Here is a 17,815-nt window from a genome sequence, read left to right as displayed (position 1 = left end):
ACCGCGAAGTGCGTCAGGCCCAGGTCGATACCCACCTCGGGCCCGACCTGCGGCAGCGTCTCGTCCTGGCTGGTCTGCACCACGAACGAGGCGAAATACCGCCCGGCCGCGTCCTTGATGATCGCCACGCTGGACGGGGACGACGGCAGCGTCCGCGACCAGCGGACCGCGAGGTCGCCGATCTTCGGCAGCCGCAGGCGGCCGTTGTCCAGGATCTTGAACCGGGAGTTCTTCGTGAACCTGACAGCTTGCCGGTTGTCCTTGCGAGACCGGAAGCGAGGCGGTGCCACCTTGCGGCCCTTGCGCTTGCCGGTGAGCGATGCGAAGAAGTTGCGGTACGCGGTGTTCAGGTCCGCGAGGGCCTGTTGCAACACCACCGCCGACACCTCGCCCAGCCACGCCCGCTCCGGCGTTTTCTTGGCCCGCGTGATGATCCGCTTGGACAGCTCGGCGTCCGTGACGTACGGCAAGTCCTGCTCGCGGGCCTGCCGGCGCAGCCTGAGTCCGTCGTTGAACACCACCCGCGCGCACCCGAACGCCCTGGCCAGCTCGATCTGCTGGCCGGGCGTCGGGTACACGCGGAAGTGGTAACGGAGCTGCACGAGATCGAGTGTACAGCACTGTACAGTTGATGGCATGACCGAGACGAACGAGATCAGCGTGGTAGACCTGCGCAAGAACCTGGCCGACGTCCTGAACGACACCGCCGTGCAGGGCAAGACCTTCTACGTGACCCGTAACGGACGCCGTATCGCCGCGATCGTGCCGGTCCCCGTGGCCGAGCACAGCGAGCAGGCAGGCGGTTAAGGCACTGCTCAGGCCCTGGCGGCCCTCCCAGCGCGGACCTTAACCCCCGGCCTGAAGGCCGGAGCACTGGCCCGTATTCAGGTAGCCGTTGGCCTTGGTGACCACGTCGTGGATCGCCTTGCGGGGGTCGGCGCCCAGACTCGCGATCGCGACCAGGGCCGTGAAGACGACGTCGGCCAGTTCGCCCACCACGTCGTCGGTGGTGTGCGTGACGCCCTTGCGGGGGTTCTGGCCGAGCACGCCGATCCAGGCCTGGGTGGCCTCGCCCGCCTCCTCGGTGATCTTCATGATCCGGCAGGCGATCTCGAGGGGGTCGTTGCCGTTGCGGTCGTCGAGGAACCGCTGCCATCGGCGGGCGGAGTCCCAGATCATGTCGTCCATGTCGTCCTCGTAGAGTGGCCTGATGTCACGGTTCGGGGCTGCCAGCGCCTCGCCTCGGGCGCCCATCGTGCCCGACGCGCTTCCGGAGGTTCTCTTCGACCTCGAGTCGGAGGATCTGCACGAGAAGGTGATGTTCGCCGACGCTGATGCGTCCGGGGTGTTCGCACAGTCGGTCGAGTTCACGCAGGTCCGTTTCCGATCAGCGCGGCTGGCCGGGGCGACACTCCCGAAGGCACGTCTCACCGACTGTGTGGTGGAGCGGTCCGACTGGTCGAACCTGCGAGCCGAGAACGCGACGATGGAGCGGGTCGCGGTCGCCGGCTGCCGGATGACCGGGCTGGCCTGGAACGGCGGCCTGCTGCGCGACGTGACGGTCACCGACGCCAAGCTGGACCTGACGAACTGGCGGATGGCCCGTTTCGACGTGGTGGCCCTGACCGGCTGCAACCTGACCGGCGCCGATTTCACCAACGCGGACCTGCGCGGTGCACGGTTCACCGACTGTGACCTGACCGGCGCGCAGTTCAGCGGCGCCACCATGCAGGGCGCCCGTTTCGAGCGCTGCGAGCTGTCCGGCATCGGCGGCATCACCAGCTGGTCCGGGGCGATCGTCCATCCCGACGACCTGATCGGCCTTTCCTACGTCCTGGCCGGAGCCCTCGGCATCGTCGTCAAGAGCTGACCTTTCCGTCGGGGAAAGAGCACACCGGGTCAGGCGAGACCGGCCTCGCGGGCGATGATCGCGGCCTGGACCCGGGAGGTGCAGCCGAGTTTGGCCAGGACGCGGGAGACGTGGGTCTTCGCGGTGGCCTCGGTGATGGACAGGTCGGCGGCGAGGTCGGCGTTGGAGAGGCCCCGGCCCAGACCGGCGAGGACGTCGTGTTCGCGGCTGGTCAGGTCGTTGAGCGACGACGGCGCCGCCCGTACCGGTGGCATCGCGGTGACGAACGCGGTCAGCAGGCGGCGGGTCACCTCGGGCGCCAGGAAACCGTCGCCGGCCGCCACCCGGCGGACCGCCTCCACCAGAGCGGCCGGCTCGACCGACTTGAGCAGGAAGCCGGCCGCACCGGCCCGCAGCGCCCCGAACAGGTAGTCGTCGAGGTCGAAGGTGGTCAGGATCAGCACGTCGGCCAGGCCGGCCGCGGTGATCTCGCGGGTGGCCTGGATGCCGTCGGTGCCGGGCATCCGGATGTCCATCAGCACCACGTCCGGCCGGAGTGCCCGCGTCTGCCGGATCGCGACCGCGCCGTCGGCGGCCTCCCCGACCACCTCGATGTCGTCGGCCTGCTCCAGCATCAGCCGCATGCCGGCCCGGATGGCGGCGTGGTCGTCGGCGACCAGCACCCGGATCATGCGGCGGCCAGGGGCAGGGAGGCGTGCACACGCCAGCGGTCGCCGTCGCGGCCGGCGGTCAGCTCGCCGCCGAGCAGGGCGGCGCGTTCCCGGATCGACCACAGGCCGGTGCCCGCGCTCAGCGACCGATGATCGAGGCTCGCTGCGGTCAGGGTGTTCGTGACGGTGACCGTGACCCGTCCGCCGGCCCGCCGCACGTCCAGGTCCACCTCGGAGCCGGGAGCGTGCTTGCCGGCGTTGGTGAGGGCCTCCCGGACGATGCCGTAGACGGTGTGCGCCACCACCACCGGGATGCCGGGAACATCCGTGGTGCGCACGCCGACACGCAGTCCACCGGCGGTCGCGGCGGCCACCAGGTCGGGCAGCCGGTCGAGGCCGCCGGGCAGCACCGGGTCCCGGTCGCCGGCGTCGGCCCGTAACAGCAGGATCATGGATCGCATCTCCTCCAGGGCGGCGAGGCTACTGGTCCGGACGGCCTGGAGGGCGGTGCGGTCCCGGTCGGTGTCCGGGGGCATGGCCAGGGCGGCACCGGAGTGCATGGCCGTGGTGGCCAGGTGTGCGGCGATCACGTCGTGCAGGTCGCGGGCCATCGCGGCGCGTTCGGCGACGACCGCCTCACCGGCGATGCGTTCCGCGTCGAGGGCGCCGATCTGCTGCTGCTGGCGGAGGTTGGCGGCCCACCACAGCGGTACGAACAGCACCGACACCAGTTGCAGGCAGATGAAGACGCCGATCTGCACCTGGCCCGTGGCCAGCCCGCCGACCACGGTGGCCGTGCCGACGAGCACGAACACGGCGGTGGTGACCGCGGCCCGCGCCCGCGGTGACGCGAACCGGCCCACCGCGAACAGCAGGTCGAACATCACCAGGATGAACGCGATGCTGCCGCCGATGACGAGGTCGACGGCGAAGGCGCAGGCCCCGGCTACCAGCGCGGCCATCGGACGGCGGCGGCTGCCCAGCATCACCAGGCATCCGACGCTCAGCGTCGACAGATGCCAGATCTCGGGAACGTCCAGATGGGGGATCGACCAGACGTCGGTCAGGCCGACGACGTCGAGCAGCACACCGGCGGCGAACGTCCCCACGGCGGGCACGTACACCTTCCGCAGGAGCTCGCGCACGTTCACGCCGCCATCCCATCACGCCGGTGATCGCCACGGCGTCAATCCAAAGTCGTACGCGCCCGGATATCCTTCGGCGGACGCGCCCGGCCGCGGATCCGGTCATCGTGACCACCATGGATGCCACCATGACGGCCTCGCTGGCCGTCCTCGCGCTGATCGACTCGACCAGCTTCGGGACCCTGCTCATCCCGATCTGGCTGCTCCTGCACCCGGGTCCGGTGCGTTCCGGTCGCATTCTGATCTTTCTGGGTACGGTCGGCACCTTCTACTTCGCGCTGGGCCTGATCGTCACGCTCGGCGCCGGGGCGCTGCTCCCGCAGATCTCCGCGATGCTCGCCACCCGTCCGGTGCAGTGGACGCAGCTGGTGCTCGGGGTGGCGCTGTTCTTCTGGAGTTTCGTGATGGGCCGCAACAGGAAACCCTCCGGGGCGGGACGGATGCACCGGTGGCGGGAACGGGCCCTCAACGACGAGGGCGGTGCGCTGCCGCTGGCCGGGCTGGCACTGACGGCCGCCGCGGTGGAGGTGGGGTCGATGCTGCCGTACATCGCCGCGATCGGCCTGATCACCACGGCCGCGCTGCCGCTGGCCACGATCACCGTGACGCTCGCCGGATACTGCCTGCTGATGATCACGCCGGCGCTCGTGCTGCTGGCCGCCCGCCTGACCGCCGGCAAGCGCCTGGACCCGGTGCTCACCAGGGTCGGCAACTGGATGTCCAACAGCGAGACGATCGCCTGGATCGTCGGGATCGTCGGCTTCCTGCTGGCCCGGGACGCCGCCGCCAAACTGATGCTGATCGGCAGCTGAGGATCCCGGCTGGTCGCCACCGCTGTCTCAGCCGAGCTGAGACAGCGGTGAGAGCCAGCTTGGGGCGGTGAGCGGCTTCAGACGGCGGAGGTGATGTTCTCGGCCGTCCGGGAGGCGAGTGCCATGATCGTGATCATCGGATTGGTGCCGGACGGTGTCGGGAACGCCGACGCGTCGCCGATCCACACGCCGGGCGTGTCGTGCAGCTCACCCCGCGGGCCGGCGACGCTGGTGGCCGGGTCGGTGCCCATCCGGCAGCTGCCCATCTGGTGTGCCGAGAACAGGGTCATTCCGCCGGCCCGCAGTGGCACCCGTTTCACCCGTTCGATGTAGGCCTCCAGGTCCTCGCCCTCGGTCCACGGCCCGAGCCCGCGCGCGAACGCCTGGATGCGGCGTGCTCCGGCGGCCCGGTGCAGGTGGATCTGCGCCTCCAGCGCCCGGTGGGTGTTGCGGACGTCGCGTTCGTCGGTGAGGTCGTACCAGGCGACGGTGTCGCCGGCCGGGCCGAGGGTGACCCGGCCGTGCCCGTGGTCGCGGATCAGCCCGATGAACGACCCGCTGTCGCGGTAGCCGGCCATCGCCTCCTTGTGTTCGGCGGGCGTGGTGAACGGCACCGACGACGCTCCGAGGCCGGTGGCGTACTGCACGCTCTCCATCAGGAACCCGTAGCCGTCGTCGGCCTCGGCGAACTGGTCGACGAGCCCGGCCTGCGGCGGCCCCCACCAGCCGCGCATGTCGGTGCCGTAGTCGCCCATGGTCACGGTGCACGGGTGCAGGCGCAGGTACTGCCCGGTGGCCGGCCCGCCGATCCCGGACCGCAGCAGCACCCCGGGCGATTCGAGGGCACCGGCCGCGACGACGACGATCGGCGCCCGGACCGTCACGGCCGCGCCGGCCCGGCCGTCCTCGCTGGTCCAGCGCCCGACGACACCGGCGGCACGCCCACCGGAGACGAGGATCCGGTCGACGCGGCATCCGTCGATCAGCCGGGCGCCGTGGTCCAGGACCGCCGGTTCCAGGTAGACCTTGAGGCTCGACTGTTTCGCCCCGGACGGGTCGCCGAAGCCCAGGTGCCCGGCGACCGCGGCGTCGTGGCGTTTCTCATCCCAGTTGCGGAAGATCGTGGCGAACGACCAGCCGAGCGATTCCGCGCCCCGCGCCATCGCCTCGTGGATGCGGTTGAACTCCGAGCACCGGTCGGTCACTGACAGCTCCCGCCACACCGCGTCCAGGTGCCGGTCGAAGGCACCGGTCGCCACGTCGGTGAGGCCGTGCTCGGTGGCCCACTGCCGCCGTACCCCGTCCCGGGTCTTCAGGCAGTTGGTCCAGTTGATCACCGTGCCGCCGCCGACGCCGGCGCCCGCCACCAGGGTGATGTTGGCGTCGGCGGTCGGCGCCGGGCCGCCGCGCCAGTAGGACGCCTGGTAGGCCGCGAGTTCGAGCTGGTGGAAGTCGGCCTCGGTGCGGTGCCGGCCGGCTTCCAGGACGACGACGCGCAGGCCGGCGGCGGCGAGCCGCCCGGCGATCAATCCGCCTCCGGCGCCGGATCCGATCACCACGGCGTCGGCGTCCAGGTCCTGGTCTCCGTCGATCTTCAAAGCCGGGAGGGTACGGCCACCCGGCGCCGTGGCGGCCGCGGGACCCGGATACCCGAGCCGGCTCCAGTTCGGATTGCGCCCGTCCGGCCCGGTCAGGCCGTACGTCATCAGCAGGATCATGCTGATCAGCGGCCCGGTCTCCGGAATCGCCCGCAGGATCTGCTCGCGGGCGGCCTGTGGGGCGGTGGTGAAGCCGTGGGCGGCGAGCGCGTCGAAGAGGGCACCGATCCCCTGCCGGTGTTCGGCCGGCAGGCCCGCGATGAGAGCGAGGACCCCCTGGTCGGCGCCGGTGTCGGTGGCGGTCCGGGCCCAGAATCCGTCATGGTCGCCGGGGTGTTCGATCGAGGGAACCACGGTGTCGCAGAGCAGTCGTAGCACGTTGATCTGGTCCGGAGTGAGCACTCGGTCCTCCTGCCTCGATGGAGAAGTGCCCACAATGTAAATCGAGATTCGCACTTTCCGGTACGTCGGTTCCTGCTGATCATGCAGTTCCGGGCACGTGCGACGATGGGTGCGTGGATCTCTCGGTCTCGGTTTCCGATGGTGTGGCACTGCTCGAGATGCGGCGGCCGCCGGCCAACCATTTCGACGAGACCCTGATCGGGCAGGTCGTCGACGCGGCGATGGGCCTCGACGACGATCCGGCCTGCCGGGTGATCGTGCTGGCGTCCGAGGGCAGGCACTTCTGCGCCGGCGCGGACTTCGGAGACGGCGACTTCGCCCGCGATCACGTGGCCGCGGCCGAGCGCCTCTACCGGCGGGCGGCGGAGCTGTTCGACGTGCGTACGCCCATGATCGCGGCCGTGCAGGGCACCGCCGTCGGCGGTGGGCTCGGGCTCGCCTGCGCCGCCGACTTCCGGGTCGCCGAGGCGTCCACCCGGTTCGTGGCCAACTTCGCCCGCCTCGGCTTCCACCAGGGTTTCGGCACCAGCGTCACGTTGCCGGAGATCGTCGGGCGGCAGGCCGCGGCCGACATGCTGCTGACCGGCCGCCGCATCACCGGTGAGGAGGCGCTGCGCATCGGCCTGGCGGACCGGCTGGCCGAGCCGGGCCGCCTGCGCGAGACGGCGAACGCGCTGGCCGTCGAGATCGCCGCGTCGGCGCCGCTCGCGGTCCGGTCGATCCGGGCGACGCTGCGGGCCGGCCTGGCGTCCCGGGTCCGTGCGGCCCTGGACCACGAGCTCGCCGAGCAGAAGATCCACTGGGCGACGGCGGACAGCGCCGAGGGCATCGCCGCGAGCCTGGAACGCCGCCCGCCGGTCTTCCGCGGCCGGTAGCGCTCCTTGCGGCGCCCGCTCCCGGCGCCGCACACCGGGGCAGCGGTCCGTCGGAACCGGGCGGCTGGGCGCTGTTCATGCGGTTTCCGACGGCGACGGCTGGCAGCGGTTACCGGTGAAACGCTCCCTTCAATGCCATCAAAAGGCAGTGAGTGCAAGAACTTGCAAAGACATCGACACTCACTAAGCTGTTCATGCCTGCTCCACTGAGGAGGCTCCGGCGGATTCATGCTGCTCAGCCGGATCACCGTCATTTCAGGAGAGCTATGCGCCCTGTCAGCAAGTTCTTGCTCACCCTGCTCGTCGGGCTGGCCGGTGTTCTGGCGGTCGCCGGACCGGCCTCGGCGTCCCCGCCCCCGCCCACCGACCTGGGCGGGCTCGACCTGGGCGCCTACTGCCGGTCGACCGGGTATGCCGGCGCCACCCTGACCGGGCCGACGGCGTACGACTGGCACTGTGTCAGCGGCAGCGGGCAGCAGGGTGACCTCGCCTTCGACGCCGCCTGCCGGTGGGCGTACGCCTCCCAGCACGCCGTCGACCGGATCGGCGACTTCCACGACCCGGCCTCGGTGCGCTGCTGGCTGGTGCAACCCGACGTGGTCACCCCGGTCTTCGCCGACTACTGCACCGGCAAGGGGTACAGCGACGCCGCACTGCTGGGCACGACCGTCTACGACTGGCACTGCGTCCAGTACAGCCGGGCCGGCCCGACGTACCACGACATCGACGTCGCCGCCGCCTGCACCGAACTGACGCACGGCTACGCCAGGCTGAACCGCTTCGTGAACTTCCACGACGCGTACACCTGGCAGTGCCGGGTCTGACCCGGTGACCCTGGAGCCGGTGACGCACCCGCGTCACCGGCCTCAGCCGTCGCCGGGGTAGGCGCGGGTCTCGGTCTCCTTCACCGCCACCCACAGTTCCCGCCCCGGTTCGAGGTGCAGCCGGGCGGCGGCGGCCGGGGTGACGTCGGCGGCCACGCTGATCGGCCCGTCCAGCCGGAGCCGCAGGCTGTCGCCGTGATGCTGGACGTCGGCGAGAACAGCCGGCCAGGTGTTGCGCGGGCTGCCGTCCGGCCGGCTCGGGTGCAGCGCGACCGCGGCCGGCGGGAACGCCACGAACGCGTCCCCCTCCACACTGTCGGTGCTGGTCAGCGCGAAGTCGCCGGCGATCGTCACGGTGTTGCCGCTGCCCCGCCCCCGGTACAGGTTGAGGCCGACGAGCCGGGCCACGTAGTCGGTACGCGGCCGGGCGGTGATCGTCGCGGCGTCACCCTCCTGCACGACACGGCCCTGCTCGACGATGACCAGCCGGTCGGCGAGCACCAGCGCGTCCAGCGGATCATGCGTGACCAGCAGTGTCGCACCCGGATGCGCGGCCAGATGCCGGCGCAGCTCACCCCGGGTCTCCAGCCGGGTACGGGCGTCGAGCGCGGCCAGCGGCTCGTCGAGGAGCAGCAGCACCGGGTCGACGGCCAGAGCCCGGGCCAGCGCCACCCGCTGCGCCTGCCCGCCGGACAGGTGACGGGGTTTGCGGCGGCCGTAGCCGGCGAGCCCGACCCGGTCCAGCCACCGGTCGGCGACGGCGTGCGCCGAGGTGCGGTCCATACCGTGCCGGCGCGGGCCGAAGGCCACGTTGTCACGGGCGCTCAGGTGCGGGAACAGCAGATAGTCCTGGAAGACGACCCCGATCGGCCGCCGTTCCGGGGGCTCGTCACTGAGATCCCGCCCGTCCAGGGTCAGGTGGCCGTCGACCAGCGGCGTGAGACCGGCGAGTGCCCGCAGTGCGGTCGTCTTGCCGGCCCCGTTCGGGCCGAGCAGCGCCACCGTCTCCCCGGGTGCGATCCGCAGCTCGATGTCAAGCCGGAACGCGTCCCGGCGCACCACCAGGCGGGCGTCCAGAAGGGCAGGGCTCACGAAACGGCCCTCCCGTCGAGGTGCGGGCCGCGACACCGGACGGCGCTCACGGGGCGGTCAGCCAGCGGTCGCGCAGCCCGGCCAGAATCGCGACCGAGACGACCAGCAGGATCAGGCTGAGCACCACCGCTCCCTCCAGGTCACCGCTCTCCATGGTCTGGTAGACGGCGAGCGGCATCGTCTGGGTGATGCCCGGATAGTTTCCCGCGAACGTGATCGTCGCCCCGAACTCCCCCAGCGCCCGGGCCCAGCACAGCACGGCGCCCGCCGCGATCCCCGGCGCCACCAGCGGCAGGGTCACGTGTGTGAAGGTCGTCCAGCGCGTCGAACCGAGGGTGGCGGCCGCCTCCTCGTACCGGCTGTCGGCACCGCGCAGCGCCCCCTCGACCGAGATCACCAGGAACGGCAGCGCCACGAACGCCTCGGCGATCACCACCCCGGCGGTCGTGAACGGCAGCGTGATCCCGAACGTGGTGTCCAGCCACTGCCCGACCAGCCCACGCCGGCCCAGCGCCAGCAGCAGCGCGATGCCACCGACCACCGGCGGCAGCACCAGCGGCACGGTGATCAGCGCCCGGACCAGCCGCCGGCCCGGAAAACTCGCCCGGGCCAGCATCCACGCCAGCGGCACCCCCAGGATCAGGCACACCACCGTCGCCATCGTCGAGGTGAGCAGCGACAACCTCAGCGCCTCGACGACCCGCGGTTCGGCGAGCCGGGCCGGCAGGGTCGACCACGGCGTGCGCGCCAGCAGCCCCACCAGCGGCAGGACCAGAAAGATCAACCCCAGGACCGCAGGCACCAGCAGGGGTACGGGTACACGCGCCGTTCTCATGACTCCTCCGAGTGTTCCCCAGTCGGCTCCAGCCGGTGCACCCACCCGGCCGGGTAGCCCTACGGCGCCTGGAATCCGGCCTCGGTGAGCACCTGCACGCTGTCCGCCGACAGCACGAAAGCGATGAACGCCTGGGCTCCGGCCGCGTTCCGGGCGTCCTTCAGCGCGACGATCGGATAGTCGTTGACCGCCTTCGCCGACTCGGGGAACTCGACCGCGTCCACATCGGCGGCGGCCGCCTTCGCGTCGGTGCGGTAGACCAGTGCGGCGTCCACCTCGCCCAGTTTCAGCTTCGACAGGGCCGCCTTCACGTCCTGCTCCAGTGTCACCGGGGTGACCCGGGCACCGGCCGCCTCGATCGCCGCCCCCGCGGCCGCCCCGCACGGCACGGTCTGCGCGCACAGCGCCACCTTGAGGTCCGGCTCCGCCAGGTCGGCCAGACCGGCGACGCCTCTCGGGTTGCCCTCGGCGACCGCGATGACCAACTGGTTGCGCACGAACGTGGTGGGTGTGCCCGCGCCGTTGCCGGCGTCGACGACAACCGCCATGCTCTTCGGTGCGGCCGAGGCCAACACGTCGGCCGGGGCGCCCTCGTTGATCTGCGTGGCCAGCGCCGAACTGCCGGCGAAGTTGAACGTGACCGTGGTGCCCGGGTACGCGGCCTCGAACCGCCTGCCGATCGTGGTGAACGACTCGGTCAGCGAGGCCGCCGCGAAGACGGTGATCGGCCCCGTCACCGTGCTGCCGGAACCCACCGCCACCGGCCGGCCGGTGGCGCCGTCACCGCATCCGGCGAGGGCGATCAGGGCCGCGAGCCCGATGGTCACGACGGCACGAATCCTCACGCGAGCCTCCCCCGGTGTGCCACCGACGGGTGCGAACGCTCCACCACGACCGTGGTCGACTTGATCACTGCCACGGCGACCGAGCCGACCCGCAGGTCCAGCTCGTCGACGGCTTCCCGGCTCATCAGCGACACCAGCCGGAACGGCCCGGCCTGAATGTCGACCTGCGCCATCACGGTGTCCTTGACGACGGCGGTGACGATCCCCCGGAGCCGGTTGCGTGCCGACGACTCGTCGGCCCGATCGTCCGGTTCGTTGCCCTTGGCCCGCACGAAAGCGGCCAGCTCCACCCCGTCGATCACCCGGTGCCCGGTCTCGTCCCGTCGTGCGGGCAGCCGGCCGGCGTCGATCCACCGGCGCACGGTGTCGGCGCTGACGCCGAGCAGCTCCGCCGCCTCACCGATCCGAAACTCCGTCACGACCGCACTCTACCGCCACCGCATCTGCAACCCTCAAATGCCATAGAAGCTCGCAGATTCGGCGTCCGACCGCTCCTGCCATTCGCACCTGCAAGGCCAGAAATCCGGCTGGTCCTCACCGCTGTCTCGGACCTCTTGAGACAGCGGTGGGAACCAGCCGATCAAGATCGGTGACGTCACCGCGACCTCGAGGGTCCGAAACAGCGGTGACGGCCAGCCGGCCAAGATCGGTTCCGGCCGGCCGCCCGGCCGGTCGGGCGGCCGGTCGGGCGGCCGGTCGGGCGGCCGGTCGGGATCGGTGGCGGCCGGCTGGGCGGGATCGGGGACGGGACTTCGGCGGCGGGTGAGCGGGGTGGCGGCCGGGCTAGGTGGCCGGGACGGGCTGGGGGAGGGCGGCCGCCAGGCGTTCGACCTGGGCGCGGATCTCGGGGACGGCGGTGGCCTCCCAGGAGCGGCCACGGCGCAGCGGGCCGACCAGCCACAGGCCGGGGCGGATCCGTCCGTCCACGTCGGCGTCCAGGCCCAGGCCGTGCGGCCCGGTCGTGACGAGGCCGTCGGCGAGCAGGGCGGTGAGCAGCGGGCCGGCCGAGGACGGCAGCGGGCCGGGGCCGGTGCAGGAGACGACCGCGGCGTACCGGCGGGGGGCCTCGCCCTCGATGTGGGCCAGCAGGCCGCCACGCGGGTCGGGGTCGATGCAGAGCAGGCGCCCGGAGCGGATTCGCAGCGTGCCCTGATCGCGGAGCCGGCCGATCCGGGCGGCGATCGGCGGGGCCATCCGGTGCCGGTGCACCTCCCAGTAGCGCTGGACGTGCCGCAGGAACCTCTCCTGCGCGGCCGGGGCCAGACCGTTCCACAGCCGGTCGGCGTGGTGACGGACGTACTCGACGACGGCGGTCCAGTCGGCGCCGTCGGCGACGGCCGCGCGGACGTGGCGCAGCAGCGGGCCGAGCCCGGCCGCCTCCGGCAGCGCGAGATCAACGGCGGGTGCGGGTCGCTGCGGGTGGGTCTGCGGCAGCAGTCCGCGACGGGAGAGAGCCTCCACCGGTACGCCGCGCGCCTTCTCGTTCAGGGTCAGCGCCACGTCGACCGCCGTCAGGCCGGTGCCGAGCAGCAGCACGGGCGCGGCGGCCGGTGAGCGCACGGCGGCCAGCGCCCGGTCGAGGGCACCGGGGGCCCACGGGTCGGCGACGAAGGCGGGGCTGTCGAGGGCGGCTCCGGTGACCGCGGCCGGCGGGCGGGGCGGTGGATTGCCGAGGGCGAGGATGACCTGGTCGGCGTGGATGCGGCAGCCGTTGGCGTCGGTGATGGTCCAGCCGGCCTGCTCCGGGCGTACCCCGACGGCCTCTGCCCTGTGGTGCACCAGCCGGGAGCCGGCCGCGGACGCCGCGGCAGCGAGATGGTCGGCCAGATAGTCGCCGTACCAGGCGCGCGGGAGGAAGGTCGCCGCGTCGGCCGGAAGGCCGCGGGCGCGGCACCAGCGCAGCAGGTGCTGCGGGTCGGTGGCGGCGGCGGACATCGTGGAGACGCGGGAGTTGAGGAGATGCCAGGGCTCGGCGGCACCGTAGGCGACACCCCGGCCGGGCCGGTCCTCAGGAGAAATCAGCACTGTCCGCCATGCGGGATTTCGCGTGATCGCGGCTGCGGCGAGCGCGCCACCACAGCCGCCGCCGATGATCGCGACGGCATTCCGCGCACGTCCGGTTGCTGCGGCCGTGACCGTGTCGCGGGCAATGATGCTGGTCATTGCGTTGCTCCCTCAGTCGCCGGCCGCTCGGTACAGCAACAGTGCATCGGATCCTCCTGCTGATCGCTCCCTTCCCCAGCAAACCACATAACCCGTCGGTCTTATAGGCTATCCGCCGCGAATTCAGTTGTTAACAGTTACGGCCTTCCCCGCACCGTCCATCGTGGATATGGTGATCACCGCTTTTGGCACTACGGGGGGTAACCGAAGCGCAACAAACAGATACCCCCTTCCCTCATTCCGGAAGGATCTTTCGTCTTGTCTGAGACTCCGTTGTGGCTACAGGGCCGGTCGGCCGTCGTCGAAGCCGCCGACCCGTCGGAATTCCGGCACGGCACGCCTGACTACCACCTGTCACACACGGTCATGCCCGAGCAGCGCACCACCGACCACGCGCCCGGTTCGCTGGAGGCGATCGTCGAGTCGATCGTGCAGGTCTTCGAGATGGAGGTCTCGCACAAGCACGACCCGGCGACCTGGGTGTCGATGGTCTCCGCGAAGTTCCGCACCAACGTCAACGGCGGCGGCTGGGCCTCCGCGCAGGACATCGCCGACCAGGGCAGCTACAACGTACTCATCGGCGACAGCCCGTTCTATCGGGTCGGCAAGGAGTCCTTCGACAGCCAGCACGACGTCTTCCACGGCGCCTTCCCGAACGGCTTCTACTGGGAGGTCCTCGAAGTCCTCAGCCCGCCGCCGGTGGTCGCCTTCAAGTGGCGGCACTGGGGCTCGTTCGACGGCGAGTACCACGGCCACCAGCCGAACGGGAAGACCATCGAGATGTTCGGCATGAGCATCGCCAAGGTCGACGACGACCTGAAACTCCTCGAGGTCGAGCACTACTACGACCCGAACGCGTTCCTCGGCAAGCTCACCGGCGGCTGCCCCATCGCGCACTGACACCGCCGACGCCGGCCGCCCGCGCACCGGGGCCAACAGGCGCCTCCAGAAGGGTTCGCTGCGCGGCGGCGGCCTCGGCGGAGACTCCGGTCCCACCGATTAGAGAGCCTCCGGAGACCCGGCCCGCAGCCACCGGCCGTGGCCCCGGCCCGCCTGCCTCGTCTCCCGACCGGAGGCCGAGGCCGGGCGGGACGCCGGGGCTCTCGGCGACGGCGGTCTACCGGCTCGATCCGGACGTCGAACGCGGCCCGCGAGTCGTGGTCGCCCTGTTCGCGACCCTGCTGATGCTCTGTCCCGCCGGTGTCGTCGGTGTGGTGCTCCAGCCCTAGACCGGCGGAGCGCCGGATCGGCCGGGACCGGCTCCCCCGCATCGAGGTGATGACCTCGGCCATCAGGTCCGTCAGCACACGAAAACATGAAATGTCAGGCTGAGCGGGACTACCGTACCCGGTATTCGGCGGAGGGGAAGGTGGTGATCGGCGATCATGCTCCCGAGAGGCACCGCCATGGCCGTCCTGGCCGCGACCGGCGCCGGGCTGCTCGGCTGGTTCAGCGGCCGCCGTCTGCGCGGGCCCGCCCACATCTACACCCAGGACCGGGAGCTGCTGGCCGCGATGGCCGACCAGTCCGCCGACGCGATCATCGCCTGCACTCTGGACGGCACGGTGACGGTCTGGAACAAGGGCGCCGAACGCCTCTACGGATGGTCGGCCGAGGAGGTGCTGGGCACCCCGTTCCGCGGCATCCTGCCGCCGGGCGCCGATCCCACCCTGGAGCAGGCCCTCGCCGTACTGGCCACGGGCGGGCACATCCACCTCGAGGAGACCCTCCGGATCCGCCGGGACGGCAGCTCGCTGCTGGTGTCGGTGACCGTCTCGCCGATCCGTGACCAGCACGGCACCGTCGTGGCCGCCGCTGCCACCGAACGGGACATCACCGAGAAACGGCGCTTCCAGGCGGAGGAACGACGGGCCGTCGAGCGGTCGGCCCGGGCGGCCCGCCTGGAGAGCCTCGGGCAGCTCGCCGGCGGGGTCGCCCACGACTTCAACAACCTGCTCGCGATCATCCTGAACTACGCCGACTTCCTGGCCGACGAGGTCACCGGCGACGGTGCCGCGGATCTGTCCCGGATCCGGGACGCGGCCGACCGGGCCCGCGTACTGACCGAGCAACTGCTGCTCTTCGCGAAACGGGAGCCGACCCAGGTCGAGGTGGTCGACCTCAACGAGGCGGTGAAGCGGTCCGGGGAGCTGCTGACCAGGACGATCGGCGCCGACGTCCGGCTGGTGTGCCGACCGTGCGGTGCGGCGGTTCCGGTGTACGCCAACCGGGGGCGGCTCGACCAGATCCTGCTCAACCTGGTGATCAACGCGCGGGACGCGATGCCCGACGGGGGTGTCGTGGTGGTCGAGACCGGCCTCACCGAGATCCGGGGCGTGTCGGCCGTACCGCTGCCGCCCGGTCGTTATGCCCGGCTGACCGTGAGTGACACCGGAACCGGGATGTCCGCCGAGGTCCGTGATCGGCTTTTCGAGCCGTTCTTCACCACGAAACCGGCCGACCGGGGCACCGGGCTGGGACTGTCCACGGTCTACGGCATCGTCGGCGACGCGGGCGGTCACATCAGCGTCGACTCGGTACCCGGGGTCGGCACCACGTTCCGGATCCTGCTGCCGTACGCCGCCGGGCGGGCCGTCGGTACCGGACACCGGCCGGTCCAGGCCGGCCCCGGCGGCGACGGGCAGCGGGTGCTGGTGATCGAGGACGAGGACTACGTACGTGACCTGGTGGTCCGCATCCTCCAGGAGAACGGGTACCGCACCACGGCGATCAGCGAGGACGCCGCGGCCGGGGTCGACCTGACCGACGTCGCCCTGCTGATCACCGATGTGGTCCTGCCCGGCCGCTCCGGCCCGGCCGTCGCCGCCCAGCTGACGGCCCGCTGCCCCGGCCTGCGGGTGCTGTTCATGTCCGGGTACAGCGACGCCGAACTGCGCCGCCGCTACGACATCCCGCCGGCCACCCGGATCGTCCAGAAACCGTTCACCGCCGTGGAGCTGCTGGCCACCGTCGGTGAGGCGCTGGCCCCGGTCCACCAGCCGTGAGTCACGGCCGGTGGATGCTCAGCCCCACACCTCGTCGGCGGTCTCCGCGATCAGGCGCAGCTTGGCGACCTGCTCGTCGTAGGTGAGGACGTTGCCCTCGACCGTCGAGGAGAACCCGCACTGCGGCGACAGGCACAACTGCTCCAGCGGTACGTACCGGGCGGCCTCGTCGATGCGGCGCTTCAGGTCGTCCTTGGACTCCAGCGCGCCCCGTTTCGTGGTGACCAGGCCGAGCACGACGGTCTTGCCGGGCGGCACGAACCGCAGCGGGGCGAACCCGCCGGACCGGTCGTCGTCGTACTCGAGGAAGAACCCGTCGACGGCCAGCTCGCTGAAGAGTGCCTCGGCCACGAAGTCGTAGCCGCCCTCGGCCGCCCACGACGACCGGAAGTTGCCACGGCACATGTGGGTGGTGACGTTGAGCCCGGCCGGACGGTCCTCGATCGCCGCGTTGATCTGCCGGATGTACCGCAGATGCTGATGCTCGGCGTCGTCCCCGCGGTCGGTGAGCAGCCGCCGCTGCGCCGGATCGTTGAGATACGCCAGACTCGTGTCGTCGAGCTGCAGATACCGGCAGCCGAGTGCGGCGACCCGGCGCACCTGCTCGGCGTAGGCGGCGCTCAGGTCGGCCCAGAACCGCTCCTCGTCCGGGTAGACCGCCGGATCGATGGCGGCCCGGCCGCCCCGGTAGTGGACCATGCTCGGCGACGGGATCGTCAGCTTCGCGGTCACCTCGTCCCCCGTCGCCGACCGCAGGAACGCGAAGTCGTCACCGAAGATCGTCTCGGTCAGGGTGATCGGCCCGTCCACGGCCAGCGCCGCCGACTCGAAGTCCAGCTCGCCGCTCTCGTTGCGGAAATGCACCTGGATCTTCTCGTCGGTCGGCCGGATCCCGCCCAGCCGGTAGATGAAGTCCATGTGCCAGGAGGTACGCCGGAACTCGCCGTCGGTGGCGGAGCGCAGCCCCACGTCGCGCTGCATCCGGACCACCTCACGGATCGCGTCGTCCTCGACCGTACGCAACTGCTCGGCGCTGATCTCCCCGAGAGCGCGCTGCTCACGGGCCCGCAGCAGGCGCGGCGGCCGCAGCAGGCTGCCGACGTGGTCGGCGCGGAACGGAGGTGTGTCACGGAACGTCATCGGCGTGGCCCCCTTCAGTGGATTCCCGTTGTCAACCTACGCCGCAGCCTGATCAATGACCATCGATGCTGCGACGGCGTGCGCGACCCGGAGGAGTAGCGAGGTGGGCGAATCAGGGACTACTCGTCGTCGTCCCGCTGTCGCAGCTCCTCCTCACGTCGCCGCAGGTCGGCCTCCCATTTGCGCATCAGGTCCTCGTCCTCGCGCTTGCTGCGCTCGGCGACGCGCTTGAGGAACTCGGGGTCGTCGTCCGGCGCCACCGGGCGGGGCCGCTCCTTCTCCGGGAAGCCACTGCCCGGCTTCCAGAGGGTGCCGTCGCTGAGCCGGACCGGGCGGGCCGGACGTCCGGCGACGAACCAGGCGATCGGGCCGATCGGCGAGAAGAGCAGGATGAGGATCACCCAGACGATCCGCGGCAGGGCCCGGATCTCGTGCTCCTCGGCGGACAGGCAGGAAATCAGCGCGGCGATGATCAACACGAGGTCGATCAGCGCGAACAGCGAGTAGAGGCGAATCACGCCGGAGATGATGACAGAGCATCGTCCCCGGCGTGGTCCCC

Annotated in this window: 19 protein-coding genes; 7 read left to right on the top strand and 12 right to left on the bottom strand. The window is 71.3% G+C overall.

The features are described from left to right. A partial coding sequence (locus tag BC793_RS26820) for an RNA-guided endonuclease InsQ/TnpB family protein (protein ID WP_146246460.1) occupies nt 1–602 on the bottom strand: 602 nt, incomplete at its 3' end. 34 nt (nt 603–636) lie between these two features. Between BC793_RS26820 and BC793_RS26815 the strand changes: the two genes are divergently transcribed. Continuing rightward, nucleotides 637–807 carry a type II toxin-antitoxin system Phd/YefM family antitoxin gene (locus BC793_RS26815; protein ID WP_109596930.1) on the top strand — a complete coding sequence of 57 codons (171 nt, stop codon included), beginning with the start codon at nt 637–639 and terminating at the stop codon, nt 805–807. Nucleotides 808–846: 39 nt separating this feature from the next. Here the strand turns inward: BC793_RS26815 and BC793_RS26810 are convergent, their stop codons facing one another. After that, on the bottom strand, nt 847–1,188 hold the full coding sequence (locus tag BC793_RS26810) for a MazG-like family protein (RefSeq protein WP_239169891.1): 342 nt from the start codon (nt 1,186–1,188) through the stop codon (nt 847–849). Between the two features lie 22 nt (nt 1,189–1,210). On the opposite strand from BC793_RS26810, the gene BC793_RS26805 reads away from it, so the two are divergent. After that, a complete protein-coding gene (locus BC793_RS26805; protein WP_109596928.1) occupies nt 1,211–1,870 on the top strand; it encodes a pentapeptide repeat-containing protein in 660 nt (219 codons plus the stop codon). Between the two features lie 29 nt (nt 1,871–1,899). Here the strand turns inward: BC793_RS26805 and BC793_RS26800 are convergent, their stop codons facing one another. Together BC793_RS26800 and BC793_RS26795 are read right to left on the bottom strand one after the other, a co-directional pair. Further along, nucleotides 1,900–2,541: a response regulator gene (locus BC793_RS26800; RefSeq protein WP_109596926.1), complete on the bottom strand. Its 642-nt coding sequence runs from the start codon at nt 2,539–2,541 to the stop codon at nt 1,900–1,902. Further along, the gene (locus tag BC793_RS26795) at nt 2,538–3,671 is read right to left on the bottom strand and encodes a sensor histidine kinase (RefSeq protein ID WP_109596924.1); all 1,134 of its coding nucleotides are present in this window, start codon (nt 3,669–3,671) and stop codon (nt 2,538–2,540) included. The genes BC793_RS26800 and BC793_RS26795 overlap by 4 nt, the downstream gene beginning before the upstream one ends. 110 nt (nt 3,672–3,781) lie before the next feature. Between BC793_RS26795 and BC793_RS26790 the strand changes: the two genes are divergently transcribed. Next, entirely contained in the window at nt 3,782–4,477 is a 696-nt protein-coding gene (locus BC793_RS26790; protein WP_109597001.1) for a GAP family protein, read from the top strand. A 77-nt stretch (nt 4,478–4,554) separates the two neighbouring features. On the opposite strand, the gene BC793_RS26785 is transcribed toward BC793_RS26790, so the two are convergent. After that, nucleotides 4,555–6,477, bottom strand: a complete 1,923-nt coding sequence (locus BC793_RS26785; protein ID WP_109596922.1) for a GMC family oxidoreductase N-terminal domain-containing protein — start codon at nt 6,475–6,477, stop codon at nt 4,555–4,557. Nucleotides 6,478–6,590: 113 nt separating this feature from the next. Here BC793_RS26785 and BC793_RS26780 point away from each other — a divergent pair, with 113 nt between their 5' ends. Together BC793_RS26780 and BC793_RS26775 are read left to right on the top strand one after the other, a co-directional pair. Then, the gene (locus tag BC793_RS26780; RefSeq protein ID WP_239169892.1) at nt 6,591–7,352 is read left to right on the top strand and encodes an enoyl-CoA hydratase/isomerase family protein; all 762 of its coding nucleotides are present in this window, start codon (nt 6,591–6,593) and stop codon (nt 7,350–7,352) included. Between the two features lie 266 nt (nt 7,353–7,618). Further along, nucleotides 7,619–8,176 carry a hypothetical protein gene (locus tag BC793_RS26775; RefSeq protein WP_109596919.1) on the top strand — a complete coding sequence of 186 codons (558 nt, stop codon included), beginning with the start codon at nt 7,619–7,621 and terminating at the stop codon, nt 8,174–8,176. A gap of 42 nt (nt 8,177–8,218) precedes the next feature. Here the strand turns inward: BC793_RS26775 and BC793_RS26770 are convergent, their stop codons facing one another. The 5 genes from BC793_RS26770 to BC793_RS26750 form a co-directional block, all read right to left on the bottom strand. Further along, nucleotides 8,219–9,268 carry an ABC transporter ATP-binding protein gene (locus tag BC793_RS26770; protein ID WP_109596917.1) on the bottom strand — a complete coding sequence of 350 codons (1,050 nt, stop codon included), beginning with the start codon at nt 9,266–9,268 and terminating at the stop codon, nt 8,219–8,221. Between the two features lie 46 nt (nt 9,269–9,314). Continuing rightward, a complete protein-coding gene (locus tag BC793_RS26765) occupies nt 9,315–10,103 on the bottom strand; it encodes an ABC transporter permease (RefSeq protein WP_109596915.1) in 789 nt (262 codons plus the stop codon). A gap of 59 nt (nt 10,104–10,162) precedes the next feature. Further along, nucleotides 10,163–10,948 (bottom strand): molybdate ABC transporter substrate-binding protein, encoded by a 786-nt coding sequence (modA, locus tag BC793_RS26760; RefSeq protein WP_109596913.1) that lies wholly within the window; start codon nt 10,946–10,948, stop codon nt 10,163–10,165. Beyond that, nucleotides 10,945–11,367, bottom strand: a complete 423-nt coding sequence (locus BC793_RS26755; protein ID WP_109596911.1) for a TOBE domain-containing protein — start codon at nt 11,365–11,367, stop codon at nt 10,945–10,947. The genes modA and BC793_RS26755 overlap by 4 nt, the downstream gene beginning before the upstream one ends. Before the next feature lie 364 nt (nt 11,368–11,731). Beyond that, nucleotides 11,732–13,111, bottom strand: coding sequence for an FAD/NAD(P)-binding protein (locus BC793_RS26750; protein ID WP_109596909.1), 1,380 nt, complete (start codon nt 13,109–13,111; stop codon nt 11,732–11,734). A gap of 258 nt (nt 13,112–13,369) precedes the next feature. Between BC793_RS26750 and BC793_RS26745 the strand changes: the two genes are divergently transcribed. Both BC793_RS26745 and BC793_RS26740 read left to right on the top strand, forming a co-directional pair. After that, nucleotides 13,370–14,011, top strand: a complete 642-nt coding sequence (locus BC793_RS26745) for an ester cyclase (protein WP_109596907.1) — start codon at nt 13,370–13,372, stop codon at nt 14,009–14,011. 485 nt (nt 14,012–14,496) lie between these two features. Next, nucleotides 14,497–16,116, top strand: coding sequence for a hybrid sensor histidine kinase/response regulator (locus BC793_RS26740; protein ID WP_109596905.1), 1,620 nt, complete (start codon nt 14,497–14,499; stop codon nt 16,114–16,116). 18 nt (nt 16,117–16,134) lie between these two features. Here BC793_RS26740 and BC793_RS26735 read toward each other — a convergent pair whose 3' ends face one another. Both BC793_RS26735 and BC793_RS26730 read right to left on the bottom strand, forming a co-directional pair. Then, complete coding sequence (locus tag BC793_RS26735; protein WP_109596903.1) at nt 16,135–17,256, bottom strand: 5-methyltetrahydropteroyltriglutamate--homocysteine S-methyltransferase; 1,122 nt, start codon at nt 17,254–17,256, stop codon at nt 16,135–16,137. A gap of 119 nt (nt 17,257–17,375) precedes the next feature. After that, nucleotides 17,376–17,774, bottom strand: coding sequence for a PLD nuclease N-terminal domain-containing protein (locus tag BC793_RS26730; RefSeq protein WP_109596901.1), 399 nt, complete (start codon nt 17,772–17,774; stop codon nt 17,376–17,378). Between the last annotated feature and the right edge of the window lie 41 nt (nt 17,775–17,815).

The organism is Actinoplanes xinjiangensis, from assembly GCF_003148685.1.
Classification (GTDB): domain Bacteria; phylum Actinomycetota; class Actinomycetes; order Mycobacteriales; family Micromonosporaceae; genus Actinoplanes; species Actinoplanes xinjiangensis.
The sequence above is the reverse complement of the archived record's forward strand: the minus strand, read 5'-3'. Positions and strand labels throughout refer to the sequence as shown.